The organism is Actinomadura rugatobispora (genome assembly GCF_042656285.1).
GTDB classification, from domain to species: Bacteria; Actinomycetota; Actinomycetes; order Streptosporangiales; family Streptosporangiaceae; genus Spirillospora; species Spirillospora rugatobispora.
The window spans coordinates 56,561-75,076 of sequence record NZ_JBHSON010000022.1 but is presented as its reverse complement, the minus strand read 5'-3'; the positions used below and the strand labels follow the sequence as shown (position 1 = coordinate 75,076).

23 protein-coding genes are annotated in these 18,516 nt (G+C 73.3%); 8 read left to right on the top strand and 15 right to left on the bottom strand.

All coding sequences use genetic code 11. The features are described 5' to 3' along the window. Window positions 1-2 precede the first annotated feature (2 nt). The 6 genes from ACFPZN_RS17760 (at window position 3) to ACFPZN_RS17735 (ending at window position 3,583) form a co-directional block, all read left to right on the top strand. Window positions 3-398, top strand: coding sequence for a helix-turn-helix domain-containing protein (locus tag ACFPZN_RS17760; protein ID WP_378283097.1), 396 nt, complete (start codon window positions 3-5; stop codon window positions 396-398). A 366-nt stretch (window positions 399-764) separates the two neighbouring features. After that, on the top strand, window positions 765-926 hold the full coding sequence (locus ACFPZN_RS17755) for a hypothetical protein (RefSeq protein WP_378283096.1): 162 nt from the start codon (window positions 765-767) through the stop codon (window positions 924-926). 29 nt (window positions 927-955) lie between these two features. After that, a complete protein-coding gene (locus ACFPZN_RS17750) occupies window positions 956-1,642 on the top strand; it encodes a hypothetical protein (protein ID WP_378283095.1) in 687 nt (228 codons plus the stop codon). 186 nt (window positions 1,643-1,828) lie between these two features. After that, window positions 1,829-2,197 (top strand): hypothetical protein, encoded by a 369-nt coding sequence (locus tag ACFPZN_RS17745; RefSeq protein ID WP_378283094.1) that lies wholly within the window; start codon window positions 1,829-1,831, stop codon window positions 2,195-2,197. Between the two features lie 41 nt (window positions 2,198-2,238). Further along, complete coding sequence (locus ACFPZN_RS17740) at window positions 2,239-2,685, top strand: hypothetical protein (RefSeq protein ID WP_378283093.1); 447 nt, start codon at window positions 2,239-2,241, stop codon at window positions 2,683-2,685. Between the two features lie 544 nt (window positions 2,686-3,229). Further along, window positions 3,230-3,583, top strand: a complete 354-nt coding sequence (locus ACFPZN_RS17735; RefSeq protein WP_378283092.1) for a hypothetical protein — start codon at window positions 3,230-3,232, stop codon at window positions 3,581-3,583. Here the strand turns inward: ACFPZN_RS17735 and ACFPZN_RS17730 are convergent. Together ACFPZN_RS17730 and ACFPZN_RS17725 are read right to left on the bottom strand one after the other, a co-directional pair. Continuing rightward, a complete protein-coding gene (locus tag ACFPZN_RS17730) occupies window positions 3,552-4,469 on the bottom strand; it encodes a pyridoxamine 5'-phosphate oxidase family protein (RefSeq protein ID WP_378283091.1) in 918 nt (305 codons plus the stop codon). The two genes, ACFPZN_RS17735 and ACFPZN_RS17730, sit on opposite strands and share 32 nt — an antisense overlap. A gap of 17 nt (window positions 4,470-4,486) precedes the next feature. Then, on the bottom strand, window positions 4,487-4,948 hold the full coding sequence (locus tag ACFPZN_RS17725) for a VOC family protein (RefSeq protein ID WP_378283090.1): 462 nt from the start codon (window positions 4,946-4,948) through the stop codon (window positions 4,487-4,489). A 104-nt stretch (window positions 4,949-5,052) separates the two neighbouring features. Here ACFPZN_RS17725 and ACFPZN_RS17720 point away from each other — a divergent pair, with 104 nt between their 5' ends. Then, window positions 5,053-5,595: a CGNR zinc finger domain-containing protein gene (locus tag ACFPZN_RS17720; protein ID WP_378283089.1), complete on the top strand. Its 543-nt coding sequence runs from the start codon at window positions 5,053-5,055 to the stop codon at window positions 5,593-5,595. Window positions 5,596-5,600: 5 nt separating this feature from the next. Here ACFPZN_RS17720 and ACFPZN_RS17715 read toward each other — a convergent pair whose 3' ends face one another. After that, the gene (locus ACFPZN_RS17715) at window positions 5,601-6,182 is read right to left on the bottom strand and encodes a TetR/AcrR family transcriptional regulator (RefSeq protein WP_378283088.1); all 582 of its coding nucleotides are present in this window, start codon (window positions 6,180-6,182) and stop codon (window positions 5,601-5,603) included. 90 nt (window positions 6,183-6,272) lie between these two features. Between ACFPZN_RS17715 and ACFPZN_RS17710 the strand changes: the two genes are divergently transcribed. Further along, complete coding sequence (locus ACFPZN_RS17710; RefSeq protein WP_378283087.1) at window positions 6,273-7,673, top strand: MFS transporter; 1,401 nt, start codon at window positions 6,273-6,275, stop codon at window positions 7,671-7,673. Between the two features lie 12 nt (window positions 7,674-7,685). On the opposite strand, the gene ACFPZN_RS17705 is transcribed toward ACFPZN_RS17710, so the two are convergent. From ACFPZN_RS17705 to ACFPZN_RS17650, 12 genes are all read right to left on the bottom strand, one after another. Beyond that, window positions 7,686-8,297, bottom strand: a complete 612-nt coding sequence (locus ACFPZN_RS17705; protein ID WP_378283086.1) for a class F sortase — start codon at window positions 8,295-8,297, stop codon at window positions 7,686-7,688. A 162-nt stretch (window positions 8,298-8,459) separates the two neighbouring features. Continuing rightward, window positions 8,460-8,969 (bottom strand): hypothetical protein, encoded by a 510-nt coding sequence (locus tag ACFPZN_RS17700; RefSeq protein ID WP_378283085.1) that lies wholly within the window; start codon window positions 8,967-8,969, stop codon window positions 8,460-8,462. Between the two features lie 65 nt (window positions 8,970-9,034). Next, the gene (locus tag ACFPZN_RS17695) at window positions 9,035-9,976 is read right to left on the bottom strand and encodes an SDR family NAD(P)-dependent oxidoreductase (RefSeq protein WP_378283084.1); all 942 of its coding nucleotides are present in this window, start codon (window positions 9,974-9,976) and stop codon (window positions 9,035-9,037) included. Window positions 9,977-9,988: 12 nt separating this feature from the next. After that, the gene (locus ACFPZN_RS17690) at window positions 9,989-10,831 is read right to left on the bottom strand and encodes a fumarylacetoacetate hydrolase family protein (RefSeq protein ID WP_378283147.1); all 843 of its coding nucleotides are present in this window, start codon (window positions 10,829-10,831) and stop codon (window positions 9,989-9,991) included. A 2-nt stretch (window positions 10,832-10,833) separates the two neighbouring features. After that, window positions 10,834-11,652: an alpha/beta fold hydrolase gene (locus ACFPZN_RS17685; protein WP_378283083.1), complete on the bottom strand. Its 819-nt coding sequence runs from the start codon at window positions 11,650-11,652 to the stop codon at window positions 10,834-10,836. Between the two features lie 30 nt (window positions 11,653-11,682). Beyond that, entirely contained in the window at window positions 11,683-13,065 is a 1,383-nt protein-coding gene (locus tag ACFPZN_RS17680; RefSeq protein ID WP_378283082.1) for an amidase, read from the bottom strand. After that, window positions 13,049-13,435 (bottom strand): nuclear transport factor 2 family protein, encoded by a 387-nt coding sequence (locus tag ACFPZN_RS17675; protein WP_378283081.1) that lies wholly within the window; start codon window positions 13,433-13,435, stop codon window positions 13,049-13,051. Before ACFPZN_RS17675 ends, ACFPZN_RS17680 begins: the two co-directional genes overlap by 17 nt. Further along, window positions 13,432-14,667, bottom strand: coding sequence for a CaiB/BaiF CoA transferase family protein (locus tag ACFPZN_RS17670; RefSeq protein ID WP_378283080.1), 1,236 nt, complete (start codon window positions 14,665-14,667; stop codon window positions 13,432-13,434). The genes ACFPZN_RS17675 and ACFPZN_RS17670 overlap by 4 nt, the downstream gene beginning before the upstream one ends. Next, window positions 14,664-15,689, bottom strand: a complete 1,026-nt coding sequence (locus ACFPZN_RS17665; RefSeq protein WP_378283079.1) for an acyl-CoA dehydrogenase family protein — start codon at window positions 15,687-15,689, stop codon at window positions 14,664-14,666. The genes ACFPZN_RS17670 and ACFPZN_RS17665 overlap by 4 nt, the downstream gene beginning before the upstream one ends. Then, complete coding sequence (locus tag ACFPZN_RS17660) at window positions 15,686-16,471, bottom strand: enoyl-CoA hydratase/isomerase family protein (RefSeq protein ID WP_378283078.1); 786 nt, start codon at window positions 16,469-16,471, stop codon at window positions 15,686-15,688. Before ACFPZN_RS17660 ends, ACFPZN_RS17665 begins: the two co-directional genes overlap by 4 nt. Continuing rightward, window positions 16,464-17,585, bottom strand: a complete 1,122-nt coding sequence (locus ACFPZN_RS17655) for an acyl-CoA dehydrogenase family protein (RefSeq protein ID WP_378283077.1) — start codon at window positions 17,583-17,585, stop codon at window positions 16,464-16,466. The genes ACFPZN_RS17660 and ACFPZN_RS17655 overlap by 8 nt, the downstream gene beginning before the upstream one ends. Before the next feature lie 11 nt (window positions 17,586-17,596). Then, entirely contained in the window at window positions 17,597-18,469 is an 873-nt protein-coding gene (locus ACFPZN_RS17650) for an SDR family oxidoreductase (protein WP_378283076.1), read from the bottom strand. Between the last annotated feature and the right edge of the window lie 47 nt (window positions 18,470-18,516).

Below are 18,516 nucleotides of genomic sequence, written 5' to 3'. Positions count from 1 at the left end.
AGATGTGTTTCTGCTGTACAAGCGGGTGGTGTGCGGTACTCCGAGGGGCTGGGCCGAGCGTGAACAGGTCCGGTACCGGGCGGCCGGAGGTGGCGCGCAGGCTGCGGGTGACGCGGCAGTGGGCGAACCCTGGCGTCGGGCGTGGCGGGCCGGGGCCGAGTTGGGGCGGGGCTCTGCCACCCATGGGTGGGATGTGGATCGCCGCCCTGATTCACCAGTTGTTCGGGGTGGACGACACCCTGCGCGGGGTGTCGTGCCTGATGCACCGGATCGGATGGTCCCCGCAGGTGGACCGTGCCGCTGAATGCGATGAGGAGGGAGACCTGGCCGCGTGTACAAGCACGGCTGCCAGCGCGGGGCGTGGATCTGCTTTGCCGATGAGTCCGGCCGGTCGCTGAGGCCGTCCAAGGGGCGGACCTGGGCTCCGGTCGGGCAGACCTCGATCGTGTAGGTCACCGGCAAGGGCTCGGAACGGGTGTCAGTGGCTGGGCTGGTGCGCACCCACCCGAGCAGCGCACCCGGCTGATCCACCGCGCCGTCACCCACCGCCACCGCAAGGGCGAGAAAAAGGGCTTTGGCGTCGCCGAGCTCAAAGCGCTGCCGCGCTCTGCGCACCAGCAATTGCCCGGCGGGAACATCGTGCTGGTCTGGGACAACCTCATCACCCACATCGGCCCGGCCATGTGTGCGTTCATCGACGCCCACTACCGGCTGACGGTGTTCCGCCTCCCCGGCTACGCCCCCGAACTCAACCCCGCGAGGGCGTGTGGGCCAACCTCAAAGCAAAGCTCCGCAACCTCGCCGTCCGCGGCATCGATCAACTCGCCCTGGCCATCAAAAGCCACCTCAAACGGGTGCGGTACCGGCCCGCCCTCCTGGACGCCATCATCGCCGGGACCGGTCTCAATCTCGCCCGGCCACCGTAAGACTGCCAACCTCGGTAGCTTGTGCGCCTGTGAAGTTCTTTGGGCAGAAGCACCACCAGGTACCGCCGAAGGGTGGCGAGGCTGGGACCGTCAGCGTTGCCGGAGACGGCTCGGCCGCAGCAGGAACGACCCCGGTCGGCTTCGGCTACAAGATCGCCTGGCTCGCGATCCGCGCCGAGGACACCGAGGCCGCTGCCGAAGCACTCCGCGTGACCGATGCGCAAGCCGCGTCGTGGGCTGAGGGCATCGACACGGCATACGGAGCGGAGCAAGGCCGGGCGCCGGTCTTCCTGACGCCTGTCGTCGACGGCTGGACGCTGGGCGTACTTGGCGGAGGTGAGTTGTTCGAGGACGATGGCGTCGGATGCGGCGCTCTCGACCTACCGTCCTTGAGCCGTCGCTTCGGCGAGGTACAGAAGTTCGCGACGCACCGGGTCGTGGAGCACCACGAGTGGCAACGGTGGGTCAACGGCTCGCCCGTCCGCCGCTACCGCTGGATCGGCGAGTCAGGAGAGATCCGCTTCGACGAGGGCGAGCCGATCAGCGCGGAGGGGAACCTGCTGCGCGCGACGAACCTGGACGGCGACTGGGATGCCTTCGACTTGGCCAACGAAGAAACCGTTATGGCGGTCGCGGCGGAATGGAGTGTCAATCCGACGATGCTCGACGAGCGCGACGACCTTCCGCCGCACGGACTCTTGGGTTTTCTTGCTTAGTGTCGCTGGTCCAACGCCATCATCGCCGATACCGGCCTCGACCTCGCCCAGCCCCGTAAAGACGACCTTTCAACCTCGGTGGCTTCCACTGCCCAAGCGGACCTGGAGCCTGGCGGCACGTGCAGAAAAGAAGGTCAGTGCCATCTCAAGGCGATGTCGCGGCGCGTTCCGAGTCAATGGATAGGTATGGACAGCATCAAAGATGTCGAAGGTCTCAGAAGTCTGTTGTGGAATGAAGTTCCTGAAGCGCGATCAGCGATAAAGGCGCTTGATCAAAGATGTGCCGAGATTGCTTCGGAGTATGGCGAGGAGCCGTTTGTGGGTGTGTACGAATACATCTCGGAGATATTTTGGTGGGAGGTGTTCGAGCCTGCTCTGAAGCGTGGCGAGCGGCAAGTCGTTGATCGATGTTTTCGTATAGTAGAGATTCTGTTGGAAAAGTCGGACAACTTTATTCGTGAAGCTGTGCTCATTCGCGTAGTGGTACATCTGCAAGAGCTCCCCAGTGTGCGGATTCTCGCAGGTGACAACCTGCTGAAGGAACTGAGAGGGTAGTCTGGTCCTCTCCGATGGCGACGTATGAGTAGTCCGACTACATGGACGAGTTGGCGAGCCATTTCAACTCCGTTGCGGACCATCGCACGCTGATCAGCGTAAAACGGCTGCGTCAATGTCCTCCGGGTGTTCGGTTCAAGCTCCTACTGGTGGAGTATGTTCGGCGTGCCGCCGACGCGGTGCCGGTCGAGGAGATCCAGCAGATCCATGGCCGCAGCTCACCGCCCCACTTCAAAGTCTGCTCCGGGACCGGCTGGGACGGTCACACCACCCTGGTCGCCGCAGCCCACCTGTTCTGCATCGAATTGCGTACCGTCAGTCCAGAAGCGCCTTCAACGGTTTGCCGCTTACACGATCGTCCGCGAGGTTCTACATCTCTGGCCACCCGGGCAGACTGTTGCGCCGCCTGCCAACCCGGCAGCAGGATGGGGGGGAGCGCGGCGTTGTCTCGGGACCTCTTGGACGCCGATTCATTCAAAGGCGGCTGATGAAATGGTCTGCGCGGACATGTGATTCTGGCTTCGGTCTCTGGACACGACGCACTCGCCGACCACCTGGTCCTCCACAGCGACCGCCGGATCGAGGAGGTCACCCGCCGATTCCCGGACCGATTTTTCGCCTTCGACTAGTTCGGGCCGTTGTCGATCCGGCCCTGCCACGGGGCGGGATGGGGTGAGCGCAACTGGCCGGACCGGTTGCCGGCGACCTACCGGCGCACCCACGGCGTGCGGTACTTCCATGGCTGCTACAGCCTGGGCGGGTGACTCCGCCGTGGGCGTCACCCGCCGCCGCAAACAACCTGTCGGCCAACAAGACTCCGGCCATACCGGAGAGGCAGGCCTACCTGCGCTGGCGCAACGCCAACGCCCGCCACCCCGACGTGCCGGCCGCCCAACGCCGCGAACGCGCCCATGGGCCGGGAGCGGCGGGCCCGGTTTCGTGATGGTGGGGTGGAGTACTACGGTTTGTAGTGTCAGAGTGTCCGGGGCCTGTGGGCGCCCGGCCCGCCCCCCCCTCGGTCCGGAGGTCGCCGTGGAATTCGTCCGGCTCCTGCTGCTCTTCTTCCACTTCGTCGGCCTGGCGGTGCTGATCGGCGGTTTTCTCGCCCAGTTGCCGGCCGTGCGGGAGGGCCGGGCCAGGCCCGCGACGGCCATGCTGCACGGAGCCCTCACCCAGGTGGTCACCGGTGTCGCCCTCGTCGGCGTCGCCCAGGGCGCCCTGGACAAGGAGGTCGACAACGCCAAGATCGGCGTGAAGCTGCTGGTGGCGCTGATCATCCTGGTGCTCATCCTCGTCGGCCGCCGCCGCCCGCTCAGCACCCCGGTCTTCATGACGATCGGCGCGCTGGCCCTCGTCAACGTCGGGGTCGCGGTGTTCTGGACGTGACCGTCGGGTTGAAGCGGGACGGGACCGGGTCGCTCCAGCGCAGCGGGCTCGCCCCGGGGATCTCGACGGCGGCGGTGACGGTGAACTCCACGAGCCGTTCGGCGCCCGGCACGGCCGCCGCGTGCCCGGGATCCCAGTCCGTTCGTGCGGTGCCGGTGAGCTGCAGGACGGCGCCGGTGCGCCAGTCGGGGAACAGCAGCCCGGCCCTGGGTTCCACCTCGAGGTTGCCGAGGGTGTTGAACATGGCGTTGCCGGTGTAGTCGGGCCAGCGCAGCACCGTCGGCGACAGCACCTGGACGAATCCGGGGGCGCCGCCGCGGTGGGAGGCGTCGGCGTTCCCGTCCCGGTCGGCGGTGGCGATGAAGAAGGTGTCGGCGCCGGCCACCAGCCGCTGCTGCCCGGTGGTCAGGGCGGTGGAGTGCCGGGCCTCGCCGGGAGTGCCGGGCGCCCGGTGTGGTTCGCGCTTCTGGATGTACTTGGGGCAGTTGGAGTACACCTGGTCGAGCGTGACGCGCAGGCCGTCCGCGGTGGGGACGGCGCGGCCGTTCATCCGCATCCGGCGGTGCCGCGCGGGCTCGATGGCGAGCATGCCGACCGGGACGGGGGCCGTCAGGGGGCCGCGGAGCGGGTCGCCCGGGACGGGCCGCGCGTCGACGGCGACGGTGCGGGCGTCCTCGGCGCGCAGGAAGCCGGGCCGCCCGGTGAGCAGCGTCGCCCACATCCTTCCGTCCGCGTCGGCGGCGCCGAGCACGACCATCGGCTGCTGGACCAGGAACCGGCGTGCCACCTCGGGGATCTCCGCGCGGACGGAGAACCCGCCCTGGTCGAGCAGCCCCGCGCGCCGCCGGGCGGCCCGTTCCCCCTCGTGGTAGATGTCGACCGCCACAGCGGCCTCCTTTCGTGTTAGAAGAAGCCGCAGGTCGGGGCGGTTCCGCCGGGGGCGGGCGCGGTGTCGGCGCCGGTGGGCGCGTAGATCTCCAGGCGGATCCCGTCGGGGTCGGTGAAGAAGATCCCTCCGGAGGCGGCGCCCTCGCCGTGCGGGACGACGCCGTCGTAGGCGAACCCGGCGTCCAGTTCGCGCAGCACCGCTTCGGCGGCCCTCACCTCGTCGACCGACTCCACCTGGAACGACAGGTGGTGCAGCCCGGCGGAGCGGGTGGGGAAGGGCGTGTCGCTCTGCTGCCACAGGGTGAGCACCAGGCGCCCGTCCCGTCCCAGGAACGCCCAGCGGCGGCCCTCCTCCTGGCCTTCCGCCTGCACCTCGAACCCGAAGACCCGCAGGTAGAAGGGCAGTGACCGGTCCAGATCGGTCACGTTCAGGCCGACGTGCCCCGTCCGCAGCGCCTTGACGGCGACCGTTCCCATGACGCACCTCGCATTCTCGATGGCCTAACTGGCTATTTGAAGATAGACAGTTAGGTGATGAGGCGTCAACCGGCAAAGTGTCGATAGGTGGATAGACTGGGGGCATGGAACCGGCAGTCCCGGACCCTCGTCCGCTCGTCGGCGAACCGCTGTCCCTCGACCTGCTCAACACCCGGTGGATCGAGGCCGGCCGCGGCCGCGACCTGCTCGACTCGACCGGCGGCCTGGCCGTCTGGCTGCGCTCGGCCGGTCTGCGCGACCGCGCGGAGGCCGACCGGGCGACCCTGGACGCGCTCCTGGAGACCCGCCGGATCCTGCTGGCGCTCGTGGACGGCGACCCGTCCGCCGACGCGCTCAACCGCGTCCTGGCGCACGGCGCCGTGCGCTACCGCCTCGGGGTGGACGGCCCGGAGCGGCGTCCGGAGACCGACGACCCCGCGTGGCTGCCCGCCTGGCTGGCCGCCGCCGACTACCTGCGGCTCCTCGGCGACAGTCCGGGTCGCGTCAAGGCGTGCGCCCACCCCGACTGCGTGCTGTACTTCCACGACGCGACCAAGAACGGCACCCGGCGCTGGTGCTCGATGGCCGCCTGCGGCAACCGCGCCAAGGCGGCCCGCCACTACGAGCGCGCCAAGACCCGCGACTGATCAGGTCAGCGGTCGGACAGGACCGACTGGATGGACTTGATCACCACGTCGGCGGCGTCGTGCGCGGCCAGGCGTCCCTCCCGCACCTCGCCCGCCGCGCCGTGCAGGATGTAGTGGACGACGCCGACCAGCCAGGCGGGGGGCAGGTCGAGGCGGAACGCCCCCTGCTCCCGGCCGCGGCGGATGAGCTCGGCCATGCGCCGGTCGGGTTCGCCGTGCAGCTCCCGGACCCGGCCCGCGGGGAGGACGCCCTCGGCGGCGGTCAGCAGGGCCGCGGACTCGGCCACCAGTTCCCAGCTCGACTCCAGTAGCCGGGTCAGGGCCTCGCGGGCGTCTCCCGCCAGGTCGACGGACGCCAGGGTCTCCTCGCCCGCCCGGAGCGCGTCCATGAGCGCGGCCTCGACCAGGTCGGCCCGGGTGCGGAAGTGCCCGTAGAGGGTCATCCGCCCGACGCCCGCGGCCTGCGCGATGTCGTCGGTGGTCGCGTTGGGGTTCGAGCGCAGCTGCGCGCGCGCCGCGGACACGATGCGGGCGATGTTGCGCTCGGCGTCGGCGCGGCGGCGGGGACGGGCGGTGGATCCGGCCATGGCCCCAGCATAACCCGTATGGCGATGTACGAGTTATCGTCTACAGTGCAACTCGTACATTGGAGTACGAGTTATGGCGTGGAGGATCCGATGACCCGATCGCAGGAGACCGGCGCACCCCAGGCGGCGCCCGACGACCCGCACCCGGCGCGATGGCGCGTCCTCGGCTTTCTCGGGGTGGCCCAGCTCATGCTGATCCTCGACGTCACCGTCGTGGCGATCGCGCTGCCCCACATGGAGACCGACCTCGACCTCAGCCGCCAGGCGCTCACCTGGACGGTCAGCGCGTACACGCTCACCTTCGGCGGCCTGATGCTGCTCGGCGGGCGGATCACGGACCTGCTGGGCGCCAAGCGGGTCGTGCTCGCCGGGCTGCTCCTGTTCACCGCCGCGTCGCTGGTCACCGGGCTCGCCGGGACGGCGGCCATGCTGGTCGGCGGGCGGATCGCGCAGGGCGCCGGGGCGGCGCTGCTGTCCCCCGCGGCGCTGTCGCTGGTGGTGGCGCTGTTCGACGGTGACGAGCGGAACAAGGCCCTGGGCGTGTGGTCGGCGCTCGGCGGCGGTGGCGCGGCGCTCGGCGTCCTGCTGGGCGGCCTGCTGACGGCCGGTCCAGGGTGGCCCTGGGTGTTCCATGTCAACGTGCCGATCGGGCTGGTGATCGCCGCGGTCCTCGCCGTCCTGCTGCCGGCGTCGCAGGCGCCCGCCGACCGGCCCCGGCTCGACGTCCTGGGCGCGGTCCTGGTCACGGCCTCCTCGGCGTCGCTGATCTACGCCCTCATCGCCGCCGGTGAGCGGGGATGGCTCACCGTGCTCACCGGGGTGCTCGTCCTGGCCGCCGCCGCGGGCTATGTGCTGTTCGTGCTGTGGCAGCGGCGGGCCCGGTCGCCGTTGATGGACGTGCGGCTGCTGGTCCGGCGGCCCGTGGCGACCGGCGCGTTCCTCATCCTGATGGCGACCGCGCTGATGATCGCGGTGTTCTTCCTGGGCACGTTCTACTTCCAGCACGCCCAGGGCTATGGCGCGCTGCGGACGGGGCTGCTGTTCCTGCCGGTGGCGCTGGCGACGATGGTCGGGGCCAATGTGACCGGGCGCGTGATCGGCCGGTGGGGCGGGCGCGTGCCCGCCGTCGTCGGATTGACGGCGGCGGCGGTCGGCATGGCCGTCCCGGCGGTGTCGATGCGTCCCGTCAGCGTCGTGATCGGCGTGGCGGTGGCGGCGGCGGGGACCGGCGCGATGTTCGTCATCGCCTCGGCGACCGCGCTCGGCCAGGTGGCGCCGCACGAGGCGGGGATCGCCTCGGGAATCGTGAGCACCTTCCACGAGTTCGGCGCCTCCCTCGGCGCCGCCGTCGTGTCGAGCGTCGCGGCGGCGAGCCTGGTCGGGACCACGCTGGACGGCTTCGGCAGGGGGTTCACCGTGGCGGCGATCGCGGCGGCGGCCGGCGTGGTGGCCGCCGCGCTGCTCACCCCCGGCCGTCCGAAATCCTCCTGACCGGCGGCGCCGTTACCGGACCGCGGTCTGTGAGGCGTAGACGATGATGTTGTCCTGATAGCTGCGCCGGTCCTTGTCGAACGAGCCGCCGCAGGTGACGAGCCGGAGACCCGCGTGGCCGATCGGACCGTACATGCGCCGGGTCGGGAACCGGTCCTTGGGCACCCGCTCCACGGACTCGACGGTGAACACGGCCACCCTGCCGTCCGCGCGGCCCACCTCGATGCGGTGCCCGGGCCTCAGCCGGCCCAGCTCGTAGAAGACCGCGGCCCCCTTCGCGGAGTCGACGTGTCCCAGGAGCACGGCCGGGCCGCGTTCCCCCGGGGTGGGCCCGCCGTCGTACCAGCCCGCCTCGCCCGGCCGGTCGGCGGCCGGGACCTGCACCGAGCCGTCGGGCTCGAGGCCCAGCCGGACCAGCGGCGCCCTGACCCCGAGCGACGGCACGTCCACCCGGACGGGCACCGAACGGGCCATGACCGGCGCGTGGTGAGCGACCGGCCGGGCGGTCGCCGCCCAGGCCGGCGGCTGCGGCGGACCGGCCGGACCGCGCAGGCCCAGGCCGACCGCCACCAGCCCGGCGGCCAGCATGACCGCCGCCAGCGTCCACAGGAGCCTTCCCGGCATTGTCCCTTCACCCGTTCGGCGAGAATTCACTGCCATTCGCTGAGCCGTTCGCGCATTTTCTTGATCGCGAATTCTGTGTCTTTTACCGTGGCGCGGAAAGCGCAGGCCCTGAACGGCCGGGTGGCCGCCCCCGGCAGGAGGCGGCCACCTTTCGGCCCGTCGTCACGCGGCCGCGTCGTTGCGGCGGCGCACGGCCACGGCGCCGATCCCGCCCGCCCCCAGCAGCAGGACGAGCCCGCCGGCCAGGAGAACGGTGCCGGAGTCCCCGGCGCCCCCGCCGATGCCCGTCTTGGCGCCGCCCTTCGGGGCGGTGTGCGGCTTGCTGCCGGCCTTGCCCTCCACCACGTCGAACTGCCCGACCGCCCGGAACTTGCCGCACCTCACCAGCACCGTGTAGGTGCCGGGGGTCGTGTCGCTCTTGATGGTCGCCAGGCCCGCCCGGCCGTCGACCTCCTCGGCCCCGTCCAGCGGGACCGACCCGTTCTCGAAGGCCAGCGAGCCCGCCGTGCCGTCGCGGTCGCACTTCGTGCTGGAAACGGTGACCTTGTCACCGGGGCGCGCCTTGCCCGGCTTCACGACCACGTCTCCGGTCTCGGCCATCGCGGGCGCCGCGAGGCCGATCGTCATGGTGCCGGTGACGACACCGAAGACGGCCGCTTTTCCGAGTCGCATATCTCCCCCAAGTGGCACGGCGGCTGACTCCCGTTTCAGCTCCTGGCACCGTGTCCCTTACGCCCTTATGTGATGGGGCCGGAGCCGGGTCGGTTCGGGGGATTTGCGTTTCTTGAGAATTGGGTCCCTCGGGGCTCCGCGGGGGCTTCGAGCCAGCTTTCGATCAGGTCGGCGGTCGCCCGGCCGGAGACGTCGGGCAGCTTGCGGGCGAGGAAGGCGGCCCCGGCCGGGGACGTCGCGTACCGGAAGTCCGGATCGCGGGCCGCCAGCACGTCCCTGATCACCGCCGCGACCGCGTCCGCCGGCTGCCGGGACGGCAGGCCCGGAAGCACGCGGGCGGCGTTCGCCGTGTACTGGCGGAGCGCTTCGCGATAGGGGCCCGACTCGGCGTCGAGCCGTTCCCGGTCGCCGATCCCGCCCAGGCCGGTGGCCGTCGGGCCCGGTTCGACCACCGACACCGCCACCCCGAGGCGCCGGGCCACCGGGGCCAGGCTCTCCAGCACGCCTTCGAGGGCGAACTTCGAGCCGCTGTAGGCGTGCTGGAAGGGCAGCCCCACCACCCCGCCGATGCTGCCGACGGCCACGACCCGCCCGCCGCTCGCCCGCAGGAACGGCATGGCCTGCCGGATCAGGGCGACCGGCCCGAAGACGTTCACCTCGAAAAGCCGCCGGTAGTCCTCCGGCGTCTCCCTCTCGAAGGTGTCGAACCGGTTGACGCCCGCGTTGCTGACGACGGCGCGCAGCGACCCGTAGGCCGCGGCGACGTCCGCCACGCAGGCTGCCGTCGCCGCGGCGTCGGTGACGTCCAGTTCGCGGACGTCGAGTTCCACGCCCGCCTCGGCGCTCCGCTCCGCGAGCTCGGACATGCGGTGGAAGGAGTGGACGGAGGCCACGACGCGGTGGCCCGCGGCGGCCAGGGTGACCGCGGTGGCGGCCCCGATCCCCGAACCGCAGCCGGTGATCAGCGTCGCGCCCCGCCGGGACGCGTCCTGCCGGGACGAGGTCATGAGGTGATCCCCTCAGTCCCCCTGGACGAACCGGGTGCGGATCTCGCCGACGCCCTCGACGGCCGACACCAGCTCGTCGCCCGGCGCCAGGAAGCGCGGCGGCTTGCGGGCCCCGCCGATGCCGCCCGGCGTCCCGGTGAAGACCAGGTCGCCGGGCAGCAGCGGGGTGACCGACGACAGGCGGTGCACCAGGGCCGGCACGCCGAAGATGAGGCTCTTCGTGCGCGCCTCCTGCACCTGCTCGCCGTTGAGGCGGCAGCCGATCGCCAGGTCGTCGGGGTCGGGCAGCTCGTCGGGCGTCACGACCCACGGGCCGGTCGGCCCGAAGCCGGGGAACGACTTGCCGAGGCTGAACTGCGGCATCGGCGGCCGCATCTGGACGGTCCGCTCGGACAGGTCCTGCCCGACGGTCACGCCCGCGACGTGGGCCCAGCCGCGGTCCTCGGGGACCCGGTGGGCGCGCCGCCCGATGACCACGACCAGCTCGACCTCCCAGTCGACGGTGCCGCCCGGCAGCGCGACGGTGGCGTCGGGCCCGGTCAGGCAGGTGGGGAACTTGGTGAACGTGGGCGGGAACCCGGGGTCGGCCACGCCCGCCTCGGCCGCGTGGTCGGCGTAGTTCGTCCCGATCGCGAAGATCTGGCGGGGGCGGGGGACCGGTGCCCCCAGGTCGCCGGGCGAGAACGGCTCGCCCGGTCCGGACGGGCCGTCCGCGGCCCACCGCGCGAACTCCTCCCAGCGGTCGTACACCGCCTGCGGGTCCGGGGAGAAGCGCCCGTCCGACGCGGTCGCGACGTCGATCGCGCCCGCCGCGGTGACGATCACGAGCCGGCCGTTCCTGTTGGCGATCCGCATCGTCACCGGGCCCCTGACAGGTCGACGCCGGTGAAGAACTCGTGCAGGATCCGGCTGACCGCGGCGGGGGACTCCAGCACCGGGAAGTGGGTCTCGCCCGGCAGCCGGTGCGGGACGAACCAGTCGTGCGCCGCCGCGAACTCCAGGTTGGCCCGGACGTAGCCGGCCTCGTGCGGCAGCGTGTAGATGTGCGTCACCGGGCGGGGCTCGCCGAGGGCGGCGAGCCGGTCCGCGACGGTCGGCCACTTCCGGTAGGAGGCGCCGATCTCCCGTCCGGTGCGGTTCCAGTAGCCGGCGCCGAACGAGGACATCTCGTCCCGGACGTGGTGGGCGACGTCGGCGTTGCCGCTGTCGCCGAGCGCGTAGGCGAAGAACCCGGCCCGCGCCTCCTCCCAGGCGTCCTCCCGCTGCCAGTCGTCGCACCAGGTCAGGAGCGCCTCTCCGGGGTCGTCCAGCTTCCAGCTGACGAGGGCGATCTTGGCGGCGCGGTCCGCGCCGAGCCGCTGCGCGGCCTCCACCGCCGCCCAGCCGCCGTGCGAGGACGACACGGTGTACACCTGGTCGAGGCCGAGGGCGTCCACGAAGGCGACGATGTCGCCGGCCATCTCGTCGATGGTGAAGTCGCCGTCGTGGGCGCGGTCCTCGCCGTGGCCGCGCCAGTCGAGGGCGAGGACGCGGTGGCGCCGCGCGAGGATCGGCGCGACGTGCTTGTACATGCGGTGGTCCTCGTTCCAGCCGGGCAGCAGCACCACCGCGGGCCCGTCGCCGGCGCCGGTCTCGTGGTAACTGATCGGGTTCCCGTTGAGGGTGATCGTCGTCATCGGGGCGGTGCCTCTCGTTCAGTTCAGGTATCAGTTCAGGAATGCGGTGAGGTCGGGGCGGCGGGCGGGGCCGAGGGCCCGCTCCACCGCGAGGGCGACGGCCAGCAGCCGCGCGTCGGCGCCGCCCGGGCACGCGATCTGCAGCCCGGCGGGCAGTTCGCCGGCGGCGCGCGGCAAGGGGAGGCTGACCGCGCACTGGCCGAGGTAGTTGACGGGCTGGGTGTTGCGGGTCATCGCGAGGGCGAGGGCGAGCCCGGCCGCGGGGTCGGCGGCCTCCGCCGCGGCGGGTGCGGTCACGGTCGTGGTCGGGCTCAGGCAGGCGTCCCAGCGGGCGAGCCTGGCCGCCGCGCTCTCGACGGCGCGGGCGCGCCGCTCCTCCAGCGCCTCCAGCCTGGCCGGGAGGACGTCGAGACCGGTGGCGGCGCGGGCCGCGATCACCGGGTCCATCCGGTGCCGTTCCCGGTGGAAGCGCTCGGCGCCGAGGGTGCCCACCAGGCGTGCGGGCAGGACGGCCGTGAAGTACTCCTCCCGCTCGGCCGCCTCGGGCAGCGCCGCGTCCGTGACGGTCGCGCCCCGCCGCCGGAGCGCGGCCGCGGCTTCGTCGACGGCGCGTTCCAGTTCAGGCTCGGCGCCGAAGGAGCCGGTCAGGCGCCCGGCGCGCAGCCCGTCCAGCGCGGCGGCGCGGATCCGCCGGCCGCCGGTGAGGGCGGTGAAGACCGTCGCGGCGTCCTCGGCGGTGCCGGTCAGCAGCCCGACCGAGTCCAGGTGCGGGGCGAGCGGGAAGGCGCCCTCGGCCGGCCACAGGCCGTGCGTCGTCTTCAGCCCGACGACGCCGCACAGCGCGGCGGGCACGCGGACGGAACCGCCCGTGTCCGCGCCGACCGCGAACCCGCACAGGCTGGCGGCGACGGCGACGCCCGCGCCCGAGCTCGATCCGCCGGGAAGGCGGGGCGTCCGCGCGTCCCACGGGTTCACCGGGGTGCCGCGCGGCGCCGACGCCCCGGTGATCCCGAGCGCGAACTCGACCGTCCGGGTCTTGCCGAGCAGGACGCAGCCCGCCGCCCGCAGCCGCCGGACGAACGGGCCCTCCGCGCCGACGGCGTCGCCGACGTCGACGAGGGAGCCCGCCGTCGTCGGCATGCCCTCGACTGCGAACAGGTCCTTCACCGACACCGGGACGCCCATCAGCGGGCCCAGGTCCGTGCCCGCGGCGAGCGCCTGGTCGACGGCGCGGGCCGCCGCGACGGCCGGGCCGGCGGCGACGTGCTGGTACGCGCCGAGCGCGCCGTCCAGGGCGGCGATGCGGTCGAGGTAGGCGCGGGTCGCCTCCACCGCGGTGATGTCGCCGCGGCGCAGCCGGGCCGCGAAGCCGGTGACGCCGCCGTCGGCGAGCGGGTCAGGGGCGAGGGGCATGATCCCCCACCGGGGTCGAGTGCAGGGCCAGGAACCGCCAGGCGCCGTCGCCGGCCTTCGACCAGACGGCGAGCACGTGGTTGTCGAGCGCCTTCCGGACGCCGGAGACGTAGATGTCCATGCGGCAGCGGTTGGACACCAGCGCGTGGTCGCCGCGGACCAGGATCGTCTCGTCCGAGCGCACGATGCTCCGGTAGTCGAACGTCGCGTCCCGGACGCCCTCCAGGTAGGTCTTCTTGCCGTCCACGAGCCCGCTGGAGTGCGTGTAGACCAGCGCCTCGTCGAAGAGGCGGTCGAGGGTGGCGATGTCGGCGTCGAGCATCGCCTGGTAGCGGATGTCCTCCTGCGCGCGGATCTGCTGGGACGTCATCGTTCTCTTCTCCTTCGGTCTGCCGATCCGCCGGTCGGCCGGTCGGTGGCGGTCAGGGCGGTCACGCCCGCGCCGGCGAGCGCGGTGATCGCGTCCTCGCCGTGGCCGAGGGCCGCGAGGATCGCGCGCGAGGCGGCGCCGGGCGCGGGGGCGGGCCGCGGCGGCCCGGACGGCGTGGCCGAGAAGCGCGGCGCCGGCGCGGGCTGGCGGACGCCGCCGACACCGGTGAAGGTGCCGCGGGCGGCGAGGTGCGGGTGGTCCGGGGCCTCGGTGAGGGAGAGGACGGGCGCGGCGCACGCGTCGCCGTCCAGGACGCGCGCCCACTCGTCCCGCGTCCTGGTGGCGATGATCGCGGCGATCCGCTCGCGCGCCCCCGGCCACGACGCCGGGTCGGCCATGTCCCGGCGGAGCGGGTCGCCGGCGGCGACGCCCAGCTTGTCGAGCAGCTCGGCCCGGAACCTCTCCTCGATCGCGCCGACCGCGAGGTGGCGGCCGTCGGCGCAGCGGTAGGTCCCGTAGAAGGGGGCGCCGCCGTCGATCAGGTTGGCGCCGCGCTCGTCCCGCCACCAGCCCGCGGCCAGGCGGCCGTGGAACAGCGTGGTCAGCAGCGACGCGCCGTCCACGATCGCCGCGTCGACCACCTGCCCCGCCCCGGTGGCGCGGGCGTGCGCGACGGCGGCGAGGACGCCGAGGGCGAGCAGCATGCCGCCGCCCGCGTTGTCGCCGACGAGGTTGAGCGGCGGCGGAGGCGGTTCCTCGGCGGGGCCGATCGCGTGCAGCGCCCCGGTGACCGCGATGTAGCCGATGTCGTGCCCGGCTGTGCTCGCGAGGGGGCCGTCCTGGCCCCAGCCGGTGACGCGGCCGTAGACCAGCGCCGGGTTGGCCGCCAGGCAGGCGTCCGGGCCGAGCCCGAGCCGTTCCATGACGCCGGGCCGGAAGCCCTCGATCAGCACGTCGGCGCGCGCCGCCAGGTCGAGGGCGAGCGCGCGGCCCGCCGGCGACTTCAGGTCCAGGACGATCGAGCGGCGGCCGCGGTTGACGGCGTCGTCCTCGGGTGCGGGACGGGACGGGTCGGACCCGGGCCGGTCGACCCGGATGACGTCGGCGCCCAGGTCGGCCAGCAGCATCCCGGCGAACGGCCCCGGGCCGATCGAGGCGATCTCCAGCACCCGCAGGCCGCGCAGCGGCCCGGGGCGCCCGTCCCGGTCGAAGGGGGTCGCGGTGGTCGTCATGCCGTCAGCCACTCCCAGAACTCGGTCTCCGGAGCGGCCAGGGCCAGCGCGCCCAGTTCCGCCGCCCACTCGCGCTCGCTGCCGTCGGCGTCCCGCCAGGCCCACAGCCGCCGGGTGAGCCGGTGCAACGCGTACTCGGCGGTGACGCCCAGGGCCCCGTGCAGCTGGTGGGACAGCCGGGCGGTCTCCGACGCCGTCCGCGCGGCGACCACACGGCCCGCCGCGGCGGCGGGCAGGGCGCCGTCCGCGCCGCGCTCCCGGACGGCCTCCAGCGCCCGGTCCTGCGCCGCCTCGGCCTGGATCAGGCCGGTCCGGATCACGCCGAGGGCGGTCCGGACCGCCGGGATCGCGGCCAGCGGACGGCCGAACTGGTGCCGCCGCCGCACGTGGGCGCGGGTCAGGTCATAGGCGCCGCGGGACGCGCCGATCAGCGCGGCGGCCCGCAGCACCGCCACGCGCGAGCGCACCGCGGTCCGCGACGGCAGGCCGGGCAGGGGCTCGGCGGCGTCCGCCGCGATCGTGTCGGCCGGCTCGCCGGCGATGTTCTCCGCCTCGGCCAGGACGGCGCCGGGCGCGAACCGCACCAGCCGCGGCGCCGGCTCGGGGCCGAGCACCAGCGCCCACCGGGCGAGCCGCCCCCACGGGGCCTCCGCCCGCCCGTCCGGCCGCAGCCGCGCGATCGTGCCGATCCCGCCGGGCGGGTCGGGCAGCCGGCTGACCGCCCACGCGGCGGTGGCCGCCTCCACCAGCGGGCTGCTGTGCCCGTACGACGCCAGCGCCCGCACGATCACGGCCAGCTGGTCCAGATCGCCGCCGGCGCCGCCGTCCCGCTCGGGCACGCCGATCATGTGCAGGTCCAGGCCGGTGAGCGTGGACCACAGCGACAGCTGGGCGCCGGTCTCGGCCGCGCCGGGGGCGGGCGCGGCCAGGGAGCGCCGGTTGATGTCGTCCACCAGCGCGAACAGCTCGCGCGCGAGAGCGTCCGCCGTGTCGTTCGCCGGGTCGTCCACCGGGTCGCTCACCGCGGGTCCCGGCCGCGGTCGAAGAAGGCGGCGAGGGCGTCGCGATGCTCCCGCGTGGAGAACATGAACGACTGGCCCAGCAGCTCGTGGAGCATCGTGCTCTCCATCGAGCTCTCGAACGACCGCGCGAGGATCGCCTTCAGCACCGCGACGGCCCTGGCGGGACGCTCCGCGAGCCGGGCGGCCAGCGCGGCCGCCTCCGCGGCGAGCTCCCCGTGCGGGACGACGCTCCCGAAGATGCCGAGCTCGGCGGCGGCGTCCGCGCCGAGGACCTCGCCCGTCAGGCACATCCGCCGGGCCCGCTGGAACCCGACGACGCGCGGGAGCAGGAACAGCCCGCCCAGGTCGGGGACCAGCCCGAGCCTGACGAACGTCTCCCCGAAGCGGGCGCGCTCCGACGCCACGGACAGATCGCAGGCCAGCACCATGTTCGCGCCGCCCCCGGCGGCCACCCCGTTGACCGCCGCGATCGTGATCTGGGGCAGGTTCCACAGCGTGCCGAACCAGTGCTGGCTGGTGTACCGCATGAGGTCGTGCAGGTCCTCGTGGTCGGTCCCGACGAAGTCGCGGGCGTCGGCGCCCATGCAGAAGTGGTCGCCCGCGCCGGTCAGGACGACGACCTTCAGCGCCCGGTTCCGCCGGATCCAGTCCAGGCAGGCGACCAGCTCGGACCGCATGGTCAGGTCCATCGTGTTGCCCGACCCCGGACGGTTCAGCGTCACGGTCGCGATCGGCCCTTCGACGTCCAGCAGGAGCGTGGCGAAGGACGGGATCTCAGTCATGCGAGCCCTCCTGGCGCGAGATCAGGTCGAGGAGCAGGTCGGCGGCGCCGCCGCGCAGCGCGAACGCGGGCGCGGCGAGCAGCGTCGGCCGGTACAGGGGTCCGTCGGAGAAGCCCAGGTCGCGGGCCAGGTCCACGGTGTCCTGCTCGAACCGGTTGCCGAGGTACTTCAGCGTGGCGGCCTCCTGGACGGGCACCTCGCCGCGGTCGAGCGCGTCGGCCACCGTCCGGCACAGCCTCCGCAGCGCGGCCAGGCGCGCGGTCAGCTCGCCGATCCGCGCCGCCGTCGCCGGATCCGCCGGGCCGCCGGAGGCCCGCGCGAGGATCTCCACGACCAGCGGGTAGGTCGACAGCACCCGTTCCGGGCCGCCGCGTTCGAGGGAGAGCTGCTCGGTCACCTGCCGCCAGCCGTTCCCGGGCTCGCCGAGCAGCCCGTGCGCCGGGACGAACACGTCGGTGAGCGCCACCTCGTTGAAGTGGTGCTCGCCGGTCATGTCCACGATCGGGGTGACCTCGATGCCGGGGGTGGCGGTGTCCACGACGAACTCGCTGAGCCCCTGGTGCCGTCGTTCGCCCCGCGACGTGCGGGCGAGGACGTACAGATGGGTCGCGTGGTGGGCGTGGCTCGTCCACGTCTTGCGGCCGTTCAGCAGCCAGCCGCCCTCGGCGGGGCGCGCGGACGTCCGCACCGACGCCAGGTCGGACCCGGCGTCCGGCTCGCTCATCCCGATCGCGCACACCACCTCGCCGGCGGTGATGCGCGGCAGCAGCTCGGCGCGCAGCCGGTCGCTCCCGTACCGCAGCACGACCGGCCCGACCTGGCGGTCGGCCGTCCAGTGCGCCGCGACCGGCGCGCCCGCGCGCAGCAGTTCCTCGGTCACCGCGAGCCGGACCCGGTAGGTCGCCCCGCCCCCGCCGTAGGCGCGCGGCCAGCTCACGCCGATCAGCCCGAGCGCGCCCAGCTCGCGGCTGAACCCGGGGTCGAACGAGCGCAGCCAGGCGTCGCTGCGCGGCCGGTAGCGGCCCTCCTCGCGCCACCGCGCGCACAGGTCGCGCACCCGCTCCCGGTAGTCGGCCTCGGTCGCGGCGGCCGGCCCGTCCCGCAGTACCCGCATCGCCGGCCCCGTCACCGACCGGGAAGGAGGGCGGCGAGCGTGTCGGCGGACCAGGGTTCGGCGGTCTCGAACGTCCGCTCGGGCCGCCATCCCCCGAGGGGTGAGATGCGGTCGCCGCGCAGCGTGAACACCTGTCCGGTGAGCTCGCAGGACGGGCTCGCGAGGTAGGCGACCAGCGGGGCGAGGTTCTCGGGCGCGAAGGGGTCCAGCGAGCCGTCCTCCGGTCCGGCGACCGTGTCCGCGATCGCGGGCGTGGCGAGCGTCAGGCGGGTCCGCGCGGCGGGCGCGATCGCGTTGGCGCGGACGCCGTAGCGCTCCAGCTCCGCGGCGGCCACCAGCGTGAGCGCGACGATCCCGGCCTTGGCGGCGGCGTAGTTGGCCTGGCCGGGCAGGGTCTTGGTGACGCCGGACGCGGACGTGGTGTTGATCACCGACGCGCGGACCCGGTGCCCCGCCTTGTGCAGGGCCTTCCAGTAGGCGGCGGCGTGGTGCAGCACCCCGGCGTGGCCCTTGAGGTTGACCGACAGGACGGCGTCCCACTGCTCCTCGGTGAGGTTCGCGAGGAACGCGTCGCGCAGGATCCCCGCGTTGTTCACCACGATGTCCAGGCCGCCGAAGGCGTCGACCGCCGCCGCGACGAGGCCGCCCGCCGCCGACCAGTCGGAGACGTCGGAGGTGTCGGCGACCGCGGTGCCCCCGGCCGCCTCGATCTCGGCGACGACCGCCTTGGCCGGGCCCCCGTCCGCGCCGCCGCCGTCGTTCGCGGTGCCGGCGTCGTTGACGACGACCTTCGCGCCCTCGCGCGCCAGCAGCAGCGCGTGCGCGCGGCCGAGCCCCCTGCCCCCGCCGGTGACGACGGCGACCAGACCATCAAGTGTTCCCATGCCGTCGAGCATGGTCGGAGCCGGCCGCCCGCTGACAGTGGGGAAAG